Origin of the sequence: Xanthomonas sp. NCPPB 3583 (assembly GCF_041475715.2) — a bacterium.
Classification (GTDB): domain Bacteria; phylum Pseudomonadota; class Gammaproteobacteria; order Xanthomonadales; family Xanthomonadaceae; genus Xanthomonas; species Xanthomonas euvesicatoria.
Genome location: NZ_CM191263.1, coordinates 330,324 through 346,412, shown reverse-complemented (window position 1 = coordinate 346,412; position 16,089 = coordinate 330,324). Strand labels below are relative to the sequence as shown.

The window sequence follows — 16,089 nt, the reverse complement described above, 5'->3', positions numbered from 1 at the left end:
CGGCCGTCGCACGCCACCGTCTCTCCAAACGAGTCTCCTGCATGCCATTTGTTCGCCGCTGTCTGATCCTAAGCGTGTGGGCGTGCTTGCCCGTTGCCGTGCACGCACGGCCAACACCAGCACCGGCGCCTGCGCAACAACGCCAACTGCAGGTGGCGCAGTTGTTCCGTGAGGCGGCCGCGCAGCCGGCACAGCTACGCACCTGGCTGCAGGCCATGCCGAAAGGTGGCGACCTGCATAACCACCTCTCCGGTTCGGTGTATGCGGAAGACTATCTGCAGTGGGCCAGCGACGATGGCGCCTGCGTGCAACTGGACGACCTGAGCCTGCGCGCGCCGCCCTGCGGGGCCGGCCAGGAGCCGGCGGGCGGCCTGGCGACCCGCAATGCCGCGCTGTACGGGCGGATGGTGAATTCGCTGTCGATGCGCAACTTCCTGCCAGGCCCAACGCACCCCAGCGGCCACGATCAGTTCTTCAGCACCTTCGGCAAGTTCGACGCGGTGGTCCGCACCCGCGTTGCCGACACCGTCGCCGCAGTGCTGGAGCAGGCCGCACGCGACCGCGTGCCGTATGTGGAAATCATCGCCAACCCGCCGCAGATGGATCAGGCAGCCAAGCGCATGCAGTTACTGCCGTGGAAGGGCGAGGACGACGCAGCGAATCTGCGTGCGTTGCAGCCCGACCTGGCGCCGCTGGTGCAGGCCGCGCAACGCGATCTTACCGACATCGACGCGCAGGTCCGGCGCGTACTGCGTTGCGACCAGGCCGATGCACGCCCCGGCTGCACGGTCGAGTACCGCTATGTTCCGTATGTGCTGCGCGTGCTGCCGCAGCCGATGGTGTTCGGGCAGATGGCGCTGGCGCATGCGCTGATCGCGGCCGGCGGCAGCCGCGCGGTGGCGCTGAACATCGTCGCGCCGGAAGACAATCCAGTGGCGCTGGCCGATTACGCGCGGCACATGGCGATGTTCCGCTTCTTCGCAACGCGTTATCCCGGTGTGCCGCTGTCGCTGCATGCCGGCGAGCTGGCGCTGGGGCTGGTGCCGCCGGCGCAGCTGCGCTCGCATATTCGGCAGGCGGTGGATGCCGGTGCACGCCGCATCGGTCATGGCGTGGACCTGCCCTACGAAGACGATGCGGAGACACTGCTGCAACGCATGCGACGCGAACAGGTTGCGGTGGAGATCAACCTCACCAGCAACGATGTGATCCTGGGCGTCAAGGGCATGGCGCATCCGCTGGCGCTGTATCTGCGTGCCGGCGTGCCGGTGGTGTTGTCCACCGACGATGCCGGCGTCTCGCGTGCGGACATGACCCACGAGTACCAACGCGCGATGCAGGAACAAGGCCTCGACTACCCCACGCTCAAACAGCTGGCCCGCAATGGCCTCACCTACAGCTTCCTGCCGGGCACCAGCCTGTGGGATGCCGACGGTAAGGTTGCGCAGGCCTGCGCCACTGCGTTGCAGCGCGAAACCGATGACGCTGCCTGTCGCGCATTCCGCCAGGGCAGCGAAAAGGCGCGGCTGCAATGGCAGCTGGAAACCGATCTGGCCCAGTACGAGCGCACGCTATTGCTGCAACACACATGACACACGCAGCGTAGGAGCGCGCCCGAGCACGAACGCACTTTACCGGTACGCACCGTCGCGCGCAGGCACGCTCCCACAAATGCCTCTCTCCATCGCCGTTGCAACGCCTTCAACCTTCCACGACAAGAACGCAATGACCGATCCGCACCGCCCCTCATCCAGACGCCGCGTCATTCTCGAAGACGACATCGACGGCTTCACGCCCGCACAGCTGCTGCTGTTGCAATCGCCCGACGTGCAGGTGCTTGGCATCAGTGCCGTCAGCGGCAATATCTGGCGCGATGAGGCGCTGGCGCATACCTGCCGCCTGCTGGAACTGGCTGGCCATCCGCAGATTCCAGTGCTTCCCGGCCCGGTGCATCCGCTGCTCAATAGCGAGTTGGCCACCGAGCGCTGGGAAGCGCTGTACGGAAAACTCGTCTGGAAAGGCGCATGGACCAGGCACTGGGTGGACGGCGACACCGTGCAAAGCGCGCCGCGCTATCACGCCCACGATGTGGTGCCCGAGCTGGCGTTGGGCAATCCCAGCGTGGTGCGCCCCGCAGACGAGCCGGCCGCGTTGTTCATGCTGCGCATGGTGCGTCAATACCCGGGCGAGGTGAGCATCATCGCAACCGGCCCGTTGACCAATCTGGCACTGGCGCAATCGCTGGACCCGTCCTTTGCCACGTTGGCGCGCGAGCTGGTCTACATGGGTGGCAGCCTCAATCCACGGCAGCAACGCAATAGCGTGAGTGCGCAGCAATTCGCACGCGAGTTCGTCAATTCGCCGCGACGCGAATTCAATATCCGCTGGGACCCGGAAGCGGCCAGCATCGTCATGCGCGCGCCGTGGCGGCAGATCACCATGGTGGCCGGTCGACCCCTCCACCGCCACCGAACTCACCGCCGAGTTGCTGGCGCGCATGAGTGCGGCCGACACCACGATTGGCCACGCACTGCGCCGCCGCGAGCCGGGCTTTCCGATGTGGGACGAACTGGCCACGGCCGTGTGGCTGCGCCCCGACTTGGCCACACGCACCGAAACGCTGTACGTCGACACCAACACCGCCTTCGATGCCGGGTACGGCGATATCTTGTCGTGGGCGCCGGGGTATCAGCCCGGGCTGGGCGAGCAGGCGCAGACGGTGGTGCATGCGGTGGACGTGCCGGCATTCGAACAGCTGCTGGTCGACCGCCTCACCGCGCCGCAACCACCGGCAGTGGGGTTACCACTTCCCTTTTCCCCATCGGGACGTCGGTCCCCTGTCTGGGGAGAAGAGGACCGCAGGGCGGATGAGGGTGCGATCGCCGGTAGCCCTGCGATGCCGGTTGAGTAGGCAGTCATTTACGTGGAAACAAATGCCTGGCACATCTCCAACTGCCGTGACAGCCTCGCCCAACGCCGCCAGCGCCCCAGCCCGCGTTTGCGATGCGAACGCTCCCATGCACGCGCACCGGTGGCGCGCAAACCTTGCCTTCTCGCTCCGCGAGAGAGCCGTTCGATCAGGACGTGAGACAGCACGACCCGCGATGACGCTGCTGCATGATTAGATCCAACGCCGGAAGCTGCACGTCTGCGGTCTTTGCGGTCACAACGACCGCGGTAACGGTGACGCGCAATCCCGACAGCCTCGTGTCGGCTCTCAACGCATCAGCCAGCACGTTTGCACGACCCGCACGCCAAGCACACAAGCAAATCTCAAATCCCCAATCCCCGCTTTCCAACAGGTGATCCATGCAACTCCCCGCGCAATGGCAGGCAGGCGTCGATCGCAATACCGAAGTGCTGCGTGGGCACGCGCAGCTGCTGGCCAGCTTCCATGCGCCGCCTGCAACGGCACACGAGGGCGGCGGTGCGCGCGGCCAGATTGCCTCCATCGTCAGCACCACGCGCAGCCAGCCCACGCTGGCCGCGCGACTGGCCACCCAGACGCTGACGCGCATCAACCAGGCCAACGACCGCCTGTGCGCCATCACCCGCCTGCTGCCGGCGCGTGCCGCGGCCGATGCCGCGCGCGTGCAGGCCGCGCTTGCCGGGGGCAGCGACGGGGGCGCGTTGGCCGGCGTGCCATTCGTGGTCAAGGACCTGTTCGACGTCGCCGGGCAGGTCACCACCGCCGGCGCCGCCGTGCGTGCGCACTGCCCGCCGGCCAGCCGCGATGCGGCGGTGGTGCAACGGCTCAGCGACGCCGGGGCCGTGCTGGTGGGTACCGCCAACATGGACGAATTCGCGTACGGTTTTGCCACCGTCAACGCGCATTACGGCACCACCGCCAATCCACACGATCTCCAGCACCTGGCGGGCGGCTCATCGGGCGGCTCGGCGGCTGCGGTGGCGGCCGGGCTGGTGCCGTTCGCGCTTGGCTCGGACACCAATGGCTCCATCCGCGTGCCGGCCGCGCTGTGCGGCATCTACGGCCTGCGGCCCACGCACGGCGCCGTGCCCCTGGATGGCGTGTTCCCGTTTGTCGATGCACTGGACGTGGTCGGCCCATTCGCCACCTCGGTAGCCGACCTGCGCCGCGTCCATGAGGTACTGCGCGGGCAGCCGCTGCCTTCGTGCCATGCCGGCAACCTGCGTGTCGCGCGGTTGGGCGGCTGGTTTGAACGCAATCTGGATCCGGATCTGGAGGCCGGGCTGCAGGCCCTGCTCACCGCCTGCAACAGCCTTTCGTCGATCGACCTGCCGGAGGCCGAACGCGCACGCGCCGCTGCCTTCGTCCTGACCGCTGCCGAAGGCGGGCATCGTCACCGCAGCGCACTCACCGCGCACGGCGCGCAGTTCGACCCGGCCACCCGCGACCGCCTGCTCGCCGGCTTGCAGCTGCCCGCCAGCGCGGTGGCCGATGCGCACCGCTTCGCACAATGGTTTGCCGATGCCATGCACGCGCTGTGGGACCAGGTGGAGGTGCTCATCGCGCCGGCCACCCCGTGCGTGGCGCCACGCATCGACCAGGACACCATCCAGATCGACGGTTTGCCCGTCTCCGCACGCGCGAACCTGGGCATTTTTACCCAGCCACTCGGCCTGGCCGCCTGCCCGGTGCTGGCCGCACCGTTGCCGCGTCCCGGGCGCCTGCCACTGGGCGTGCAACTGATCGCCGCGCCCGGCCGTGAAGACCGCCTGTTTGCGCTGGCCGCGCAACTCGAACGCGACGGCCTGCTCGCCTTCAGCCCGCCGCCGGAGTCACGCTGATGGTGCATACCCTGCGCGCGCGCCGCGGCATGGTGGTCGCACCGCACCACTTGGCCGCACAGGCCGGGCGCGATGTCTTGCGCGACGGCGGCAATGCCGTCGAAGCGGTCGTGGCCACCGCCGCCTGCCTGGCGGTGGTCTACCCGCACATGACCGGCATCGGCGGCGATGGCTTCTGGCTCATCCACGAACCCGATGGCCGCGTGCATGCCATCGATGCCTGCGGCCGCGCGGCGCAGGCGGCAACACTGGATTTCTATCGCGGCCACGCCCACGTTCCGTGGCGCGGGCCAGGCGCGGCCAATACCGTGGCCGGCACCGTCTCCGGCTGGGCGCTGGCCCTGCAGCAGGCAAACGGCAGCGTGTCGCTGCAACGCCTGTTGAGCGATGCGATCCATCACGCCAGCGCCGGCGTGCCGGTCACGCTGGGCGGGGCGCAGATCGCCGCCAGCAAGGGCGCAGAACTGCGTCTGCAACCCGGCGCCTATGCCGAGATCTTCGAGCCGCACGGCGTCCCGCTGGGCGAAGGCGCGCTGCTGCACCAGGCGCAGCTCGCGCGCACCCTGCAGCGGCTCGCCGATGAAGGGCTGGAGAGTTTCTATCGTGGCGCGATCGCACACGATATCGCCGCAGACCTGCAGGCATTGGACAGCCCGCTCAGCGCACACGACCTGGCGATCCATCGCGCCGACGTCAGCGTGCCGTTATCGGTTGTCATCCAGGGCGCGCGCCTCTACAACCACGCGCCACCCACGCAGGGGCTTGCCTCGCTGTTGATCCTGGCGCTCTTCGATCGCCTGAAGGTGGAAGACGCAGACAGCTACGCACACCTGCACGGGCTGATCGAAGCCAGCAAGCAGGCGTTCCTGATCCGCGACGCACACCTGGGCGACCCCGCCTGGATGACGCTCGACGCGCAAGCCCTGCTCGACGACAGCACCGCACTCGATGCGCTCGCCGCACGCATCGACATGAGCGCCGCACTGCCGTGGCCACAACCCTCGCAAGCAGGCGACACCGTCTGGTTCGGCGCCATCGACGCGCACGGCCGCGCGGTCAGCTGCATCCAGTCCACCTATTTCGAATTCGGCTCCGGCCTGGTGCTGCCGCGCACCGGCATCACCTGGCAGAACCGAGGCTGCAGCTTTCGCCTCGCCCCCGATGGCTGGAACGCCCTTGCCCCAGGCCGCAAACCCTTCCACACCCTCAACCCGGCACTGGCCACCTTCGACGATGGCCGCGTGATGGCCTACGGCACCATGGGCGGCGAAGGCCAACCGCAAACCCAGGCCGCCGTGTTCTCCCGCTACGCCCGCTTCGGCATGCCGCTGCAGCAGGCGGTCAGCGCACCGCGCTGGCTGCTCGGCCGCACCTGGGGCGAAGACAGCACGGCGTTGAAGCTGGAAGACCGCTTCGACCCGGCCGTCGTGCAAGCCCTGCGCAACGCCGGGCATGCGGTGGAACTGCTGCCGGCGTACAGCGCGGTGATGGGGCATGCCGGTGCCTTGGTGCGTGAGGTCGATGGCGTGATCAGCGGCGCCAGTGATCCGCGCTCCGATGGGGTGGTGGCGGGGTGGTGAGCACAGCGGTCGCCCGCCCCATGCGCGCCATGGGCATGCACCGGGTGAAAGTGTCCAGGTGTCGCAAGACCGTCGTGCCGGAGCCTTCGTAGCGAACCCAACCACGGCAACCTTGGCGATCCGTGTGCCATGCTTAGGCACGCCAACGGCGCGCCATCCACATCTGCGTTGCGGCTAACGCGTCGTCCAATCCACTCAAGGAGAGCAACATGACAGACCAAGATCAACATCAACCGTCGCTGGAAGACGTCAAGCTGGCGTTCGATGGCCAGAGCGTGGATTGGTATCTGCAGAAGCTGGTCGGCATTGCCAACACCTCCGACGTGCAGTTCGGCGTCACGCTGTTTGTCGAAGGCATCGTCATTTCCGGCCAGTTGGTCAGCGGCAAGCGGTATTTCGAGGCATTTGCGCAGGAGTTCTCTGCGGCCTACCCCGGCGCGGCCGATGAAAAAGAAGATATCCGTCGCGCGTTTGCCAGCCACGCCAGCATCTACGATTCCGAAGACGATGCGCAGCAGAGCAGCACGCCGCCGCAGTTCATCCACCTGATCGATGCGCGTTGCTTCTCACCGGGCGGCCAGCCGCTGCCAAGCAACCGTGGCGTGTTGTGGCGTGGCAAGGTCAATGCGGTTTCCGGCTTCACCCTTGGGTCGCTGTCGGCAGACTGAGCGCGGCCAACAACACGTCGCGCGCCGCCGTCAGGCGGGCGCGGACGGCGCGCTCAGAACCGCAGTGTACGCGCGGTACATGCCGGTTCCGGGCACCGGCCGCGCCCGCCTGGCGGCTGCGCAGTCGTTTTTGTTAGGTGCTCCAAGCCCCGTACCGTCTGCTCCAGTGTGAGTGCGCGCCATCTCACACTGGACTACCAACCACATCTCGAAGCAGTGCAAGGCCGCTCCAGAACGGCAGCATTTGGCGATCCTGTGTCAGGCAGCGCCGTTGGACCTCAGCGCACGTTGGCGATGCAGTGGCATCAACACGGCCACGCGTCATACAGACGGCGCGAGCGTACGCGACAAGAACTCACTGATGGAGTGCGCAATCTCCACCGCATGCGTCTCCAGTGCAAAGTGCCCCGTGTCCAGCAGGTGCACTTCGGCCTTTGGCAGATCCTTGCGGTAGGCCTGTGCGCCGGCCGGGATAAAGGCTGGGTCGTGCTTGCCCCACACGGCCAGCAATGGCGGCTGATGGGTACGAAAATACGCTTGGAATGCCGGGTACGCTGCCACGTTGCTGCGGTAATCCAGGATCAGGTCGAGCTGGATCTCTTCGGCGCCCGGGCGCGCCATGTAGGCGATATCCAGCATGTAGCCGTCCGGCGACAGTGCCCCGGGCGCGACACCGGTACCGTACTGCCACTCACGAATGGTCTGCGGCGACAACGATGCACGGCAGGCCTCGCGATTGGCGGCGCTTGGCTCACGCCAGTAGGCTTGCCAGGCGTCCCATTGGTCGCTGAAGCCCTCCAGGTAGGCATTGCCGTTCTGGCTGATGATGGCGCTCACCCGTTCCGGATGCGCGGCCGCAAGGCGGAAGCCGACCGGTGCACCGTAGTCGAACAGGTACAGGCCATAACGCGTCAGCTCCAAGGCGTCGGTAAAGCCTTCGATCACCTTGTAGAGCGCCTCGAAGGTGTAATCGAACTGCCCACGCGGCGGTGCCTTGGTCATGCCGAAGCCGGGGAGATCCGGGGCGATCAGACGGTATTGGCTTGCCAGCAGCGGCATCAGGTCGCGGAACATGTGGCTGGCACTGGGAAACCCATGCAACAGCAACAGGACCGGTGCGTCCTTGCGCCCTGCCTCGCGATAGAACACCTGGACATCGCCAACCTGCTGGGTGCGATACCTGATGCGCTGGGTGGAGTCGTGGGACATGCTGCCTCCGTCAAGTGGTGGGGTGTATGCGCCGGAAGTGTCGGCTGCACGCAATCTGCCGGCCCCCAGGGCCAGTGCGGTGCCAATCCACCCCAGGCGCAGGATGGAGCGGCGCCCGTATAACGCCGGCGCATGTTGCCGGTGGGAATTGATGCGTGGGTCGGCGTGCATGCTGGTGCGGCAAAGCGTGTGGAAAGGCGGCCATGCTAGGTGCGCCGGTCCAGCACGAGAACCACCCTGGGATTCAATTGAGCATTGCATCGCACGCAATGCCGCGGCCACTGTTGCGTTTGCATGCGCTGCATGGCGCATGCGGCATCCAGGGGTTGCTCACATCGGGCTGCTAGGCTGCGTGCCCGGTCGAAGGTGATTGTCGAAGTCGAGGCGCAGGTGGACCGCATCCAGGAAATGACGCTGTTTGCCGCGCTGGCCGAGCACACCAGCTTTGCGGGTGTCGCACGCCATCTCGGCATTTCCACCGCCACAGTCACGCGCACCATCGCGCAGCTGGAAGCGCGGCTGGGCGTGCTGCTGGTGGTGCGCAGCACACGCACCATGCGGTTCACCGCGGCAGGCCAGCAGTATGCAAGCGACTGCCGGCGCCTGTTGGCCGAGCTGGAGGATGTCGAAAGCCGCGCCGCTGGGCTGCATACGCTCCCCAGCGGCTTGCTCACCGTGACTGCCCCGCAGATGTTCGGTGCACTGCATGTCACACCTGTCGTAGCGCACTTCCTCAGCCGTTACCCGGCGATGCGCGCACGGACACTGCTGGTGGACCGCGTCGTGCCGCTGCTGGAGGAAGGCATCGATGTGGCGATCCGGATCGGCACGTTGCCCGATTCGTCGCTGACTGCCATCCCGGTCGGCAGCGTCCGTCGCATGGTCTGTGCCTCGCCCGGCTATCTTGCAGAACACGGCATACCGCAGCACCCGGACAGGCTGCCGCAGCATGCAACGATTTCCACTTCCGCGGCCGAACGCGCACCCAAGTGGGCGTTTCGTCTGGATGGCCGTGCGCATGAGGTGGACGTTGCCTCGCGCCTGAGCGTCAGCGCATTCAACGCCGCCATCGTTGCCGCAGTGGATGGGTGGGGCCTCACGCAAGTGCCGTCCTACCAGGTCCGCCAACACCTGCAAAACGGAACGCTGGTCAGCGTGCTGGATGCCTTCGAAATCGCGCCCGAACCGGTGCACGTGGTCCATGTCGAAGGCCGCCGCGGCTCGTCGAAGGTGCGCACCTTCGTGGACGAGTGCGTGGCTGCGTTACGGCACGACCTTGGATGTGCGGACGGCGGTTGAGCGGCGCCAGGCAGCCCCGCCATGCCGTTGGCTGCCGCACGCGCGCGAAGGCGCGCCTGACCGCAACAACGCCATGCAGTCGATCAGCTGACGCAGTTGCGGTGCGATCCTCCCGAACCGTATTAACAGCCGCCCCGCCCCATGGGCACGTTCCGAGGTTTTCCTTCGCGCGGCGTGTGGCGCATGGGCTGCGCGTGACGCAGCGCCCACGGCGTTGCGGTGCATTCGCGGCGTTGCCGCCAACCGGTGCGGGCAAGACCGTGGCCGAGGTGCCGCTGGCACGCGCACGCATTCGCTGGATGAGGTCGTCGCAAGGGCATGCCTGCCGCGGCAGCACCAGGCCAGCGGGGCGCCTGTACCGCGTTGCATTTTTTGCAGCACAAGCCCGCGAAAAAACTCTTTGATGGCGACAGGACTGCCTCCCTATAGTCCAAGCGTCACCTCTCCCGCCTGCTCCTGGACCGCTGTTGAAGGCTCCGCGAGCCCCGTTGGTCCTGTCGATGCCCGCTGCCCTGCCGTCCCGCCAAGCGACCGCCGACCTCACCGCTCCTGGCGGTGCGCGTGCGGTGGCACGCTGCGACGCGCTGGGCGTTGCGCCCTACAGCGATAGCGATACCGGGCTATTCCGCGGCTGGCTTGGTCCTGCCCACCGCGCCACGGTGGAACAGGTGAGCACCTGGATGAAGGCGGCCGGCATGCAGGTGCGCATCGATCCCCTCGGCACATTGGTGGGCCGGTACGCCGGCACGCGGCCAGACACGCCGGCGCTGCTGATCGGCAGCCACCTGGACAGCGTGCGCGATGCCGGGCGCTACGACGGCCCGCTCGGCATCCTGCTCGGGATCGAATGCGTCGCTGCGCTGCATGCACAGGGGCGCAGACTACCGTTCGCCATCGAGGTCATCGCCTTCGGCGACGAGGAAGGCTCGCGCTTTCCCGCGTCCATGTTCTGTAGCCGCGCGGTGGCCGGCACGCTCGACCCCGCCACACTGGCGGTCACCGACGCCGCCGGCGTCACGGTGGCCAGCGCCCTGGCCGCGTGGAACCTGGACATCGCCCACGTGCAGCACGCCGCCCGCGCCCCGGGCAGCGTGCTGGCGTATCTGGAAACGCATATCGAACAAGGCCCGGTACTGGAAGCCGAAGGATTGCCGCTCGGCATCGTCAGCGCCATCGCCGCGCAGCGGCGCTTCGCGCTGCGCTTCGAGGGCCGCGCCGGGCATGCCGGCACCACCAGCATGTCACTGCGCCGCGACGCGTTGAGCGCCGCCGCCGAAGCGCTGCTGGCCATCGAGCGCATCGCGCGCGTAGGCAGCAGCGATCTGGTTGCCACCGTCGGCACGCTGCAGGTGGCACACGGCGCCACCAATGTGGTGCCGGGGCGTGTGGACTGCACGCTGGACGTGCGCGCCGGCAGCGACGCGAGCCGCGATGCCGCCGTGCATCAGATCGAACAGGCACTGGCGCAGATCGCCATCCACCGCGGCATCGCCATCGCCATCGAGCCGCTGCAGACACTGGCTGCCAGCCCCTGCGCGCCGGCACTGATCACGCGGCTGGAACATGCGGTTGCCGCGCAAGGCATCGCACCGCGCCAGCTGGTCTCCGGTGCGGGCCACGATGCCATGGTGATGGCGGCGCTGTGCCCGACTGCGATGCTGTTCGTGCGCTGCGCCGGCGGGATCAGCCATCATCCGGACGAGCATGTCGATCCGGCCGATGCCGAGATTGCACTGGCGGTCATGCGCCATTTCATCGAACACCTGGGAGAACCCCTTGTCACCTGATCTGCGTCAGCTGCACACCTTTGGCGAACTCGATCCCCCGCAGCGCCTGTTGATGGGCCCGGGCCCGGTCAATGCGCATCCGCGCGTGCTGCGTGCGATGGCCGCCGATCTGCTGGGGCAGTTCGATCCGGAAATGACCGCCTACATGAACGAGGTGATGGCGCTGTACCGGCCATTGTTCGGCACCGAGAATCGCTGGACGTTCCTGGTCGATGGCACCGCGCGCGCCGGCATCGAAGCGGCGCTGGTGTCGCTGGTCAGCCCTGGCGAGCGCGTGCTGGTGCTCAACTTCGGCCGCTTCGGGTTGCTGCTCACCGAAATCCTGGGCCGTCTCGGCGCCGATGTGCACACGGTGGATGCGCCGTGGGGCAAGGTACTGCCGCTGAGCGCGATTGCCGAGGCGATCGAGCGCGTGGCGCCCAGGCTGGTGGCCACCGTGCACGGCGACACCTCCACCACCATGGCCCAGCCGCTCGATGGCGTCGGTGCGTTGTGCCGCGCAGCTGGCGCGCTGAGTTATGTGGACGCCACCGCCACCATCGGCGGCATGCCCGTCGCCAGCGACCGCTGGGAGGTGGACGTGGTTACCGGCGGTTTGCAGAAATGCCTGGGCGGGCCGTCCGGCTCGGCGCCGATCACCGTGTCCGAGCGCGCGGCCGAGGCCATCTTCGCGCGTCGCCATGTCGAACGCGGCATCGTGCGCGCCGACATCGCCAACGGCAGCGGCCCGCGCATCGCCTCGAACTATTTCGACCTGGCGATGATCATGGATTACTGGTCGGACAAGCGCCTCAATCACCACACCGAAGCCACCACCATGCTGTACGGCGCCCGCGAATGCGCACGCGTGGCCCTGCAGGAAGGCCTGGATGCACGCTTCGCGCGCCACGCGGCGGCCGGGCGCGCGGTCAGTGCAGGTATCCGCGCGTTGGGGCTGGAAGTGTTCGGCGACGATGCGCATCGCATGACCAACGTCACCGGCGTGGTGATTCCGCCCGGCATCGACGGCGAGGCGGTGCGCCGCCGCATGCGTGAGGATTTCGAGATCGAGATCGGCACCGCGTTCGGGCCGCTGCAGGGCAAGATCTGGCGCATCGGCGCGATGGGCTACAACGCGATGAAGCACAAGGTGCTGATCACCCTGGCCGCACTGGAAGCGGTACTGCGCGCCGAAGGTGATGCCTGCACGCACGGCCTGGCGGTGGAAGCGGCACTGGCCGCCTGGCACGCGGAAGCGCAGGCATGAACGCTGCGCGCGACCTGGTCGGCTATGGCGCAACGCCGCCCGCGGCGCAATGGCCGGGCGGCGCGCGCATCGCAGTGCAGTTCGTGATCAATTACGAAGAAGGCGCGGAAAACTGCGTGCTCAATGGCGATGCCGGGTCCGAAGCGTTCCTGTCCGAAATGGTCGGTGCACACGCGCACCCCGGCGCACGCGCCATGGCTATGGAAAGCCTGTACGAATACGGCAGCCGCGCCGGCTTCTGGCGGCTGCATCGCTTGTTCACTGCACGCAACGTGCCCGTGACGGTGTTCGGGGTGGCGCAGGCCTTGGCATCCAATCCGGATGCGGTGGCCGCGATGCAGGCGGCCCAGTGGGAAATCGCCAGTCACGGTCTGCGCTGGATCGATTATCAACACGTGGACGAGGCCACCGAACGCGCGCATATCGCGCAGGCCATCGCCGTGCATACGCGCGTCACCGGCAGCCGCCCGCTGGGTTGGTATCAGGGGCGCACCAGCCCCAACACCGCCCGCCTGATTGCCGAGGAAGGCGGCTTCGTCTACGACGCCGACAGCTACGCCGACGATGTGCCGTACTACGACCACCGCCACGGCCGTGCGCAGTTGATCGTGCCGTACACGCTGGATGCCAACGATATGAAATTCGTCGCCTATAACGGCTTTGCCGATGGCGAGCCGTTCTTCCGCTATCTGCGCGACAGCTTCGAACAATTGCGCAGCGAAGGCGGGCGCATGCTTTCGATCGGCCTGCACGGGCGCATCGTGGGCAAGCCGGCACGCGCGGCGGCGCTGGCGCGCTTTGTCGATCATGTACTGGCCAGCGGCGATGCCTGGATTGCGCGCCGCATCGATATTGCGCGCCATTGGCTGCAGGTGCACCCGGCATGAGCATTGCCGCCTCCCGGATCGATCTGCCCGAGGTGATCGCGCAAGTGACGGCCGCCTTCCATGCCTACGAAACCGCGCTGATGCGCGACGACATCGCGGCGATGGATGCGCTGTTTCATGCAGCGCCAAGCACGGTGCGCTATGGCGTGGGCGAAGTGTTGTACGGCATCGATGCGATCCGCGCATTTCGCAGCGGCCGCGGTGGTTCGCCGCAACGCCAGCTCGCACATGTGCAGGTACACGGCTTCGGGCATGACTTTGCCACCACCCACGCAGAGTTCATTCGCGAGGGCAGCAGTGCACGCGGGCGGCAAAGCCAGAGCTGGGTACGCTTTGCCGACGGCTGGAAAGTGGTGGCCGCGCATGTCTCGTTGCAAGGCACGCACGCATGAGCGTGGTCGACGACCCCGCGCTGGACGATGCCGCCTTCCTGGCGCGCTACCGCGACCTGTTCGAGCACTCGCCGTGGGTGGTCGAGCGTGCGCTGCGGCGGCGGCCGTTAGCCGATGTGCACCGCGGCCTGATGCAGGTCGTCTACGACGCATCGCCGCAAGATCAGGTCGCACTGATCCGCGCCCACCCCGAGCTGGCCGGCAAGGCCGCGATCGACCGCACGCTCACCGAAGCATCGGCCGCGGAGCAGGCTTCGGCCGGGCTGGACCGGCTCAGCGAGGACGAATTCAAGCGCTTCCACGCGCTCAATCAGGCCTATCGCCACCGTTTCGGATTTCCGTTCGTGATCTGCGTGCGGCTGCACGACAAGGCCGGCATTCTGGCCGCGCTGGCGCAGCGGCTGGAGGCCGCGCGCAACGCAGAGATCGCCACCGCCATCGCCGAAATCGGCAAGATCGTTCACCTGCGCCTGGAGGCACTGCCATGAGCCTGGCCCACCTCGAACGTACCCTCGCCCACGACCTGCAATGCCTGGCCCACGGCGGCGATGCCTGGGTGCAACCGCGCGTGCATCCGAGCGGGCACGTCTACGACGTCATCATCGTCGGCGCCGGGCAGAGCGGCCTGGGGGCGGCGTTCGCGCTGCAACGCGAGCGTGTGCACAACCTGCTGGTGATCGACGAAAACCCGGCTGGCCAGGAAGGTCCGTGGGTGACCTACGCGCGCATGCAGACCTTGCGCACGCCCAAGCACATCACCTCGATCGATCTGGGCGTGCCATCGCTCACCTTCCGCGCGTGGTGGGAGGCGCAGTACGGCAGCGCCGCATGGGATGCGCTGGACAAGATTCCGCGCGCGCGCTGGATGGATTATCTGCGCTGGTATCGCACAACGCTGCGCTTGCCCGTGCGCAACGCCACCCGCCTGGTCCGCGTGGAGCCGGACTTCGCACCGGGTATCCATCGCCTGCATCTGGCGATGGGCGCCCCCCTGCTCACGCGCAAACTGATTCTGGCCACCGGCATCCAGGGCGGGGGCCAGTGGGTGGTGCCCGAGTGGATCAGCCGCGCCCTGCCCGCGCACCGCTACGCGCACACGTCCGGCCAGATCGATTTCGCCGCACTGGCCGGCAAGCGTGTGGGCATTCTGGGCGGCGGCGCCTCGGCCTTCGACAATGCCTGCTTTGCGCTCGAACAGGGCCTCGCCAGTGCCGAGGTGTTCGTGCGGCGTAGCGAATTGCCGCGCATCAATCCGTTCCGGCACATGGAACAGGCCGGCATCATTCCGCGTTTTCTGGCGCTGCCGGATGCAGACAAGTATCGGATGATGGCCAGCTTCTTCGCGCACAACCAACCGCCCACCAACGACACCTTCCAGCGCGCCTGTGCGCATGCCGGCTTCGCGCTGCATCTTGGCGCGCCGTGGCTGGACGTGGCCGAACGCGATGACGAGATCGTCGTGCGCACGCCGCAGCGCGAACACCGCTTTGATTTCCTTGCCATCGCCACCGGCCTGGTCACCGATCCGCAGCTGCGTCCGGAACTGGCTGCGCTGTCCGGGCGCATCGCCTGCTGGGGCGACCGCTATCGGCCACCGCCGGGCCAGGCCAATCCGGTGCTGGACGCACACCCCTATCTGGGCCCCGGTTTCGAACTGCTGCCACGCACGCCTGACGATGCCGCGCTGCTGCATGGGCTGTTCGCCTTCAACTATTCGGCGCTGATCAATCACGGCCCATCGGCCGCCGCGCTGTCCGGGCTGAAGGTAGCACTGCCGCGGCTGGCCCGCGCAGTGGCCGACCAGTTGTTCCTGGACGACCGCCAGGCCGTCGTCGACCAGTACTTGGCCTACGACCAACCCGAATTCGTCGGCCAATGGCCGCAGCCCACCCAGGCGGTGGCATGAGCACGCTGTCCACGCACGTGCTGGACACCGCCAGCGGCCGCCCCGCCGCGGGCGTGCCGCTGCGGCTGTTCGCCGGCGAGACGCTGCACTTCGAGGGCGTGACCAATCCCGACGGCCGCTGCCCGGACCTGGCCGCGCTCGCGCTGCAACCCGGCCGCTACCGGCTGGAATTCGACCTCGCCCGCTATTGGCAGGCAACCGGCATGGCGCTGGCCGATCCACCGTTCCTGGACTGCATCCCGATCGCCTTCGGCATCGCCGACGACGGCCACTACCATGTCCCGCTGCTGCTGTCCCCGTACGGGTACTCCACCTATCGCGGCAGCTGAGCGCTGCGTCGTGCCG

General features: G+C 67.5%; 13 protein-coding genes, 1 other RNA gene and 1 pseudogene. 13 read left to right on the top strand and 2 right to left on the bottom strand.

Features of this window, described 5'->3' with window-relative positions; genetic code table 11:
- Window positions 1-41: 41 nt before the first annotated feature.
- The 5 genes and pseudogenes from ACCQ07_RS01510 (at window position 42) to gvpU (ending at window position 7,018) form a co-directional block, all read left to right on the top strand.
- Window positions 42-1,592 carry an adenosine deaminase family protein gene (locus ACCQ07_RS01510; protein WP_372363709.1) on the top strand — a complete coding sequence of 517 codons (1,551 nt, stop codon included), beginning with the start codon at window positions 42-44 and terminating at the stop codon, window positions 1,590-1,592.
- Window positions 1,593-1,725: 133 nt separating this feature from the next.
- Window positions 1,726-2,911 (top strand): annotated as a pseudogene (locus ACCQ07_RS01505) (nucleoside hydrolase).
- A 398-nt stretch (window positions 2,912-3,309) separates the two neighbouring features.
- A complete protein-coding gene (locus ACCQ07_RS01500) occupies window positions 3,310-4,770 on the top strand; it encodes an AtzE family amidohydrolase (RefSeq protein ID WP_372363707.1) in 1,461 nt (486 codons plus the stop codon).
- Window positions 4,770-6,350 carry a gamma-glutamyltransferase family protein gene (locus tag ACCQ07_RS01495; protein ID WP_008572350.1) on the top strand — a complete coding sequence of 527 codons (1,581 nt, stop codon included), beginning with the start codon at window positions 4,770-4,772 and terminating at the stop codon, window positions 6,348-6,350. The genes ACCQ07_RS01500 and ACCQ07_RS01495 overlap by 1 nt, the downstream gene beginning before the upstream one ends.
- A gap of 209 nt (window positions 6,351-6,559) precedes the next feature.
- The gene (gvpU, locus tag ACCQ07_RS01490) at window positions 6,560-7,018 is read left to right on the top strand and encodes a gas vesicle accessory protein GvpU (RefSeq protein WP_008572349.1); all 459 of its coding nucleotides are present in this window, start codon (window positions 6,560-6,562) and stop codon (window positions 7,016-7,018) included.
- Between the two features lie 4 nt (window positions 7,019-7,022).
- Here gvpU and ACCQ07_RS01485 read toward each other — a convergent pair.
- Window positions 7,023-7,099, bottom strand: a non-coding RNA gene (locus ACCQ07_RS01485) — sX9 sRNA.
- A 240-nt stretch (window positions 7,100-7,339) separates the two neighbouring features.
- A complete protein-coding gene (locus ACCQ07_RS01480; protein ID WP_372363706.1) occupies window positions 7,340-8,227 on the bottom strand; it encodes an alpha/beta fold hydrolase in 888 nt (295 codons plus the stop codon).
- Window positions 8,228-8,593: 366 nt separating this feature from the next.
- Here ACCQ07_RS01480 and ACCQ07_RS01475 point away from each other — a divergent pair, with 366 nt between their 5' ends.
- The 8 genes from ACCQ07_RS01475 (at window position 8,594) to uraH (ending at window position 16,073) form a co-directional block, all read left to right on the top strand.
- Window positions 8,594-9,526, top strand: a complete 933-nt coding sequence (locus tag ACCQ07_RS01475) for a LysR family transcriptional regulator (protein WP_008572345.1) — start codon at window positions 8,594-8,596, stop codon at window positions 9,524-9,526.
- A gap of 500 nt (window positions 9,527-10,026) precedes the next feature.
- Entirely contained in the window at window positions 10,027-11,313 is a 1,287-nt protein-coding gene (locus ACCQ07_RS01470; protein WP_503255321.1) for an allantoate amidohydrolase, read from the top strand.
- Window positions 11,303-12,559, top strand: a complete 1,257-nt coding sequence (locus ACCQ07_RS01465) for a pyridoxal-phosphate-dependent aminotransferase family protein (RefSeq protein WP_136733376.1) — start codon at window positions 11,303-11,305, stop codon at window positions 12,557-12,559. The genes ACCQ07_RS01470 and ACCQ07_RS01465 overlap by 11 nt, the downstream gene beginning before the upstream one ends.
- The gene (gene puuE, locus ACCQ07_RS01460) at window positions 12,556-13,446 is read left to right on the top strand and encodes an allantoinase PuuE (protein WP_127166960.1); all 891 of its coding nucleotides are present in this window, start codon (window positions 12,556-12,558) and stop codon (window positions 13,444-13,446) included. The genes ACCQ07_RS01465 and puuE overlap by 4 nt, the downstream gene beginning before the upstream one ends.
- Window positions 13,443-13,838 (top strand): oxalurate catabolism protein HpxZ, encoded by a 396-nt coding sequence (hpxZ, locus tag ACCQ07_RS01455; RefSeq protein ID WP_014089057.1) that lies wholly within the window; start codon window positions 13,443-13,445, stop codon window positions 13,836-13,838. Before puuE ends, hpxZ begins: the two co-directional genes overlap by 4 nt.
- Window positions 13,835-14,326 carry a 2-oxo-4-hydroxy-4-carboxy-5-ureidoimidazoline decarboxylase gene (gene uraD, locus ACCQ07_RS01450; RefSeq protein ID WP_029818321.1) on the top strand — a complete coding sequence of 164 codons (492 nt, stop codon included), beginning with the start codon at window positions 13,835-13,837 and terminating at the stop codon, window positions 14,324-14,326. Before hpxZ ends, uraD begins: the two co-directional genes overlap by 4 nt.
- Entirely contained in the window at window positions 14,323-15,744 is a 1,422-nt protein-coding gene (hpyO, locus tag ACCQ07_RS01445) for an FAD-dependent urate hydroxylase HpyO (protein ID WP_014089055.1), read from the top strand. The genes uraD and hpyO overlap by 4 nt, the downstream gene beginning before the upstream one ends.
- Entirely contained in the window at window positions 15,714-16,073 is a 360-nt protein-coding gene (gene uraH / locus ACCQ07_RS01440) for a hydroxyisourate hydrolase (protein ID WP_014089054.1), read from the top strand. Before hpyO ends, uraH begins: the two co-directional genes overlap by 31 nt.
- Window positions 16,074-16,089: the final 16 nt, after the last annotated feature.

Excerpts from the sequence above, each read along its gene's own strand:
- ACCQ07_RS01510 (WP_372363709.1), top strand. The coding sequence starts at position 42 with ATGCCATTTGTTCGCCGCTGTCTGATCCTAAGCGTGTGGGCGTGCTTG.
- ACCQ07_RS01500 (WP_372363707.1), top strand. The coding sequence starts at position 3,310 with ATGCAACTCCCCGCGCAATGGCAGGCAGGCGTCGATCGCAATACCGAA.
- ACCQ07_RS01495 (WP_008572350.1), top strand. The coding sequence starts at position 4,770 with ATGGTGCATACCCTGCGCGCGCGCCGCGGCATGGTGGTCGCACCGCAC.
- gvpU (WP_008572349.1), top strand. The coding sequence starts at position 6,560 with ATGACAGACCAAGATCAACATCAACCGTCGCTGGAAGACGTCAAGCTG.
- ACCQ07_RS01480 (WP_372363706.1), bottom strand. The coding sequence starts at position 8,227 with ATGTCCCACGACTCCACCCAGCGCATCAGGTATCGCACCCAGCAGGTT.
- ACCQ07_RS01470 (WP_503255321.1), top strand. The coding sequence starts at position 10,027 with ATGCCCGCTGCCCTGCCGTCCCGCCAAGCGACCGCCGACCTCACCGCT.
- puuE (WP_127166960.1), top strand. The coding sequence starts at position 12,556 with ATGAACGCTGCGCGCGACCTGGTCGGCTATGGCGCAACGCCGCCCGCG.
- hpxZ (WP_014089057.1), top strand. The coding sequence starts at position 13,443 with ATGAGCATTGCCGCCTCCCGGATCGATCTGCCCGAGGTGATCGCGCAA.
- uraD (WP_029818321.1), top strand. The coding sequence starts at position 13,835 with ATGAGCGTGGTCGACGACCCCGCGCTGGACGATGCCGCCTTCCTGGCG.
- hpyO (WP_014089055.1), top strand. The coding sequence starts at position 14,323 with ATGAGCCTGGCCCACCTCGAACGTACCCTCGCCCACGACCTGCAATGC.
- uraH (WP_014089054.1), top strand. The coding sequence starts at position 15,714 with ATGGCCGCAGCCCACCCAGGCGGTGGCATGAGCACGCTGTCCACGCAC.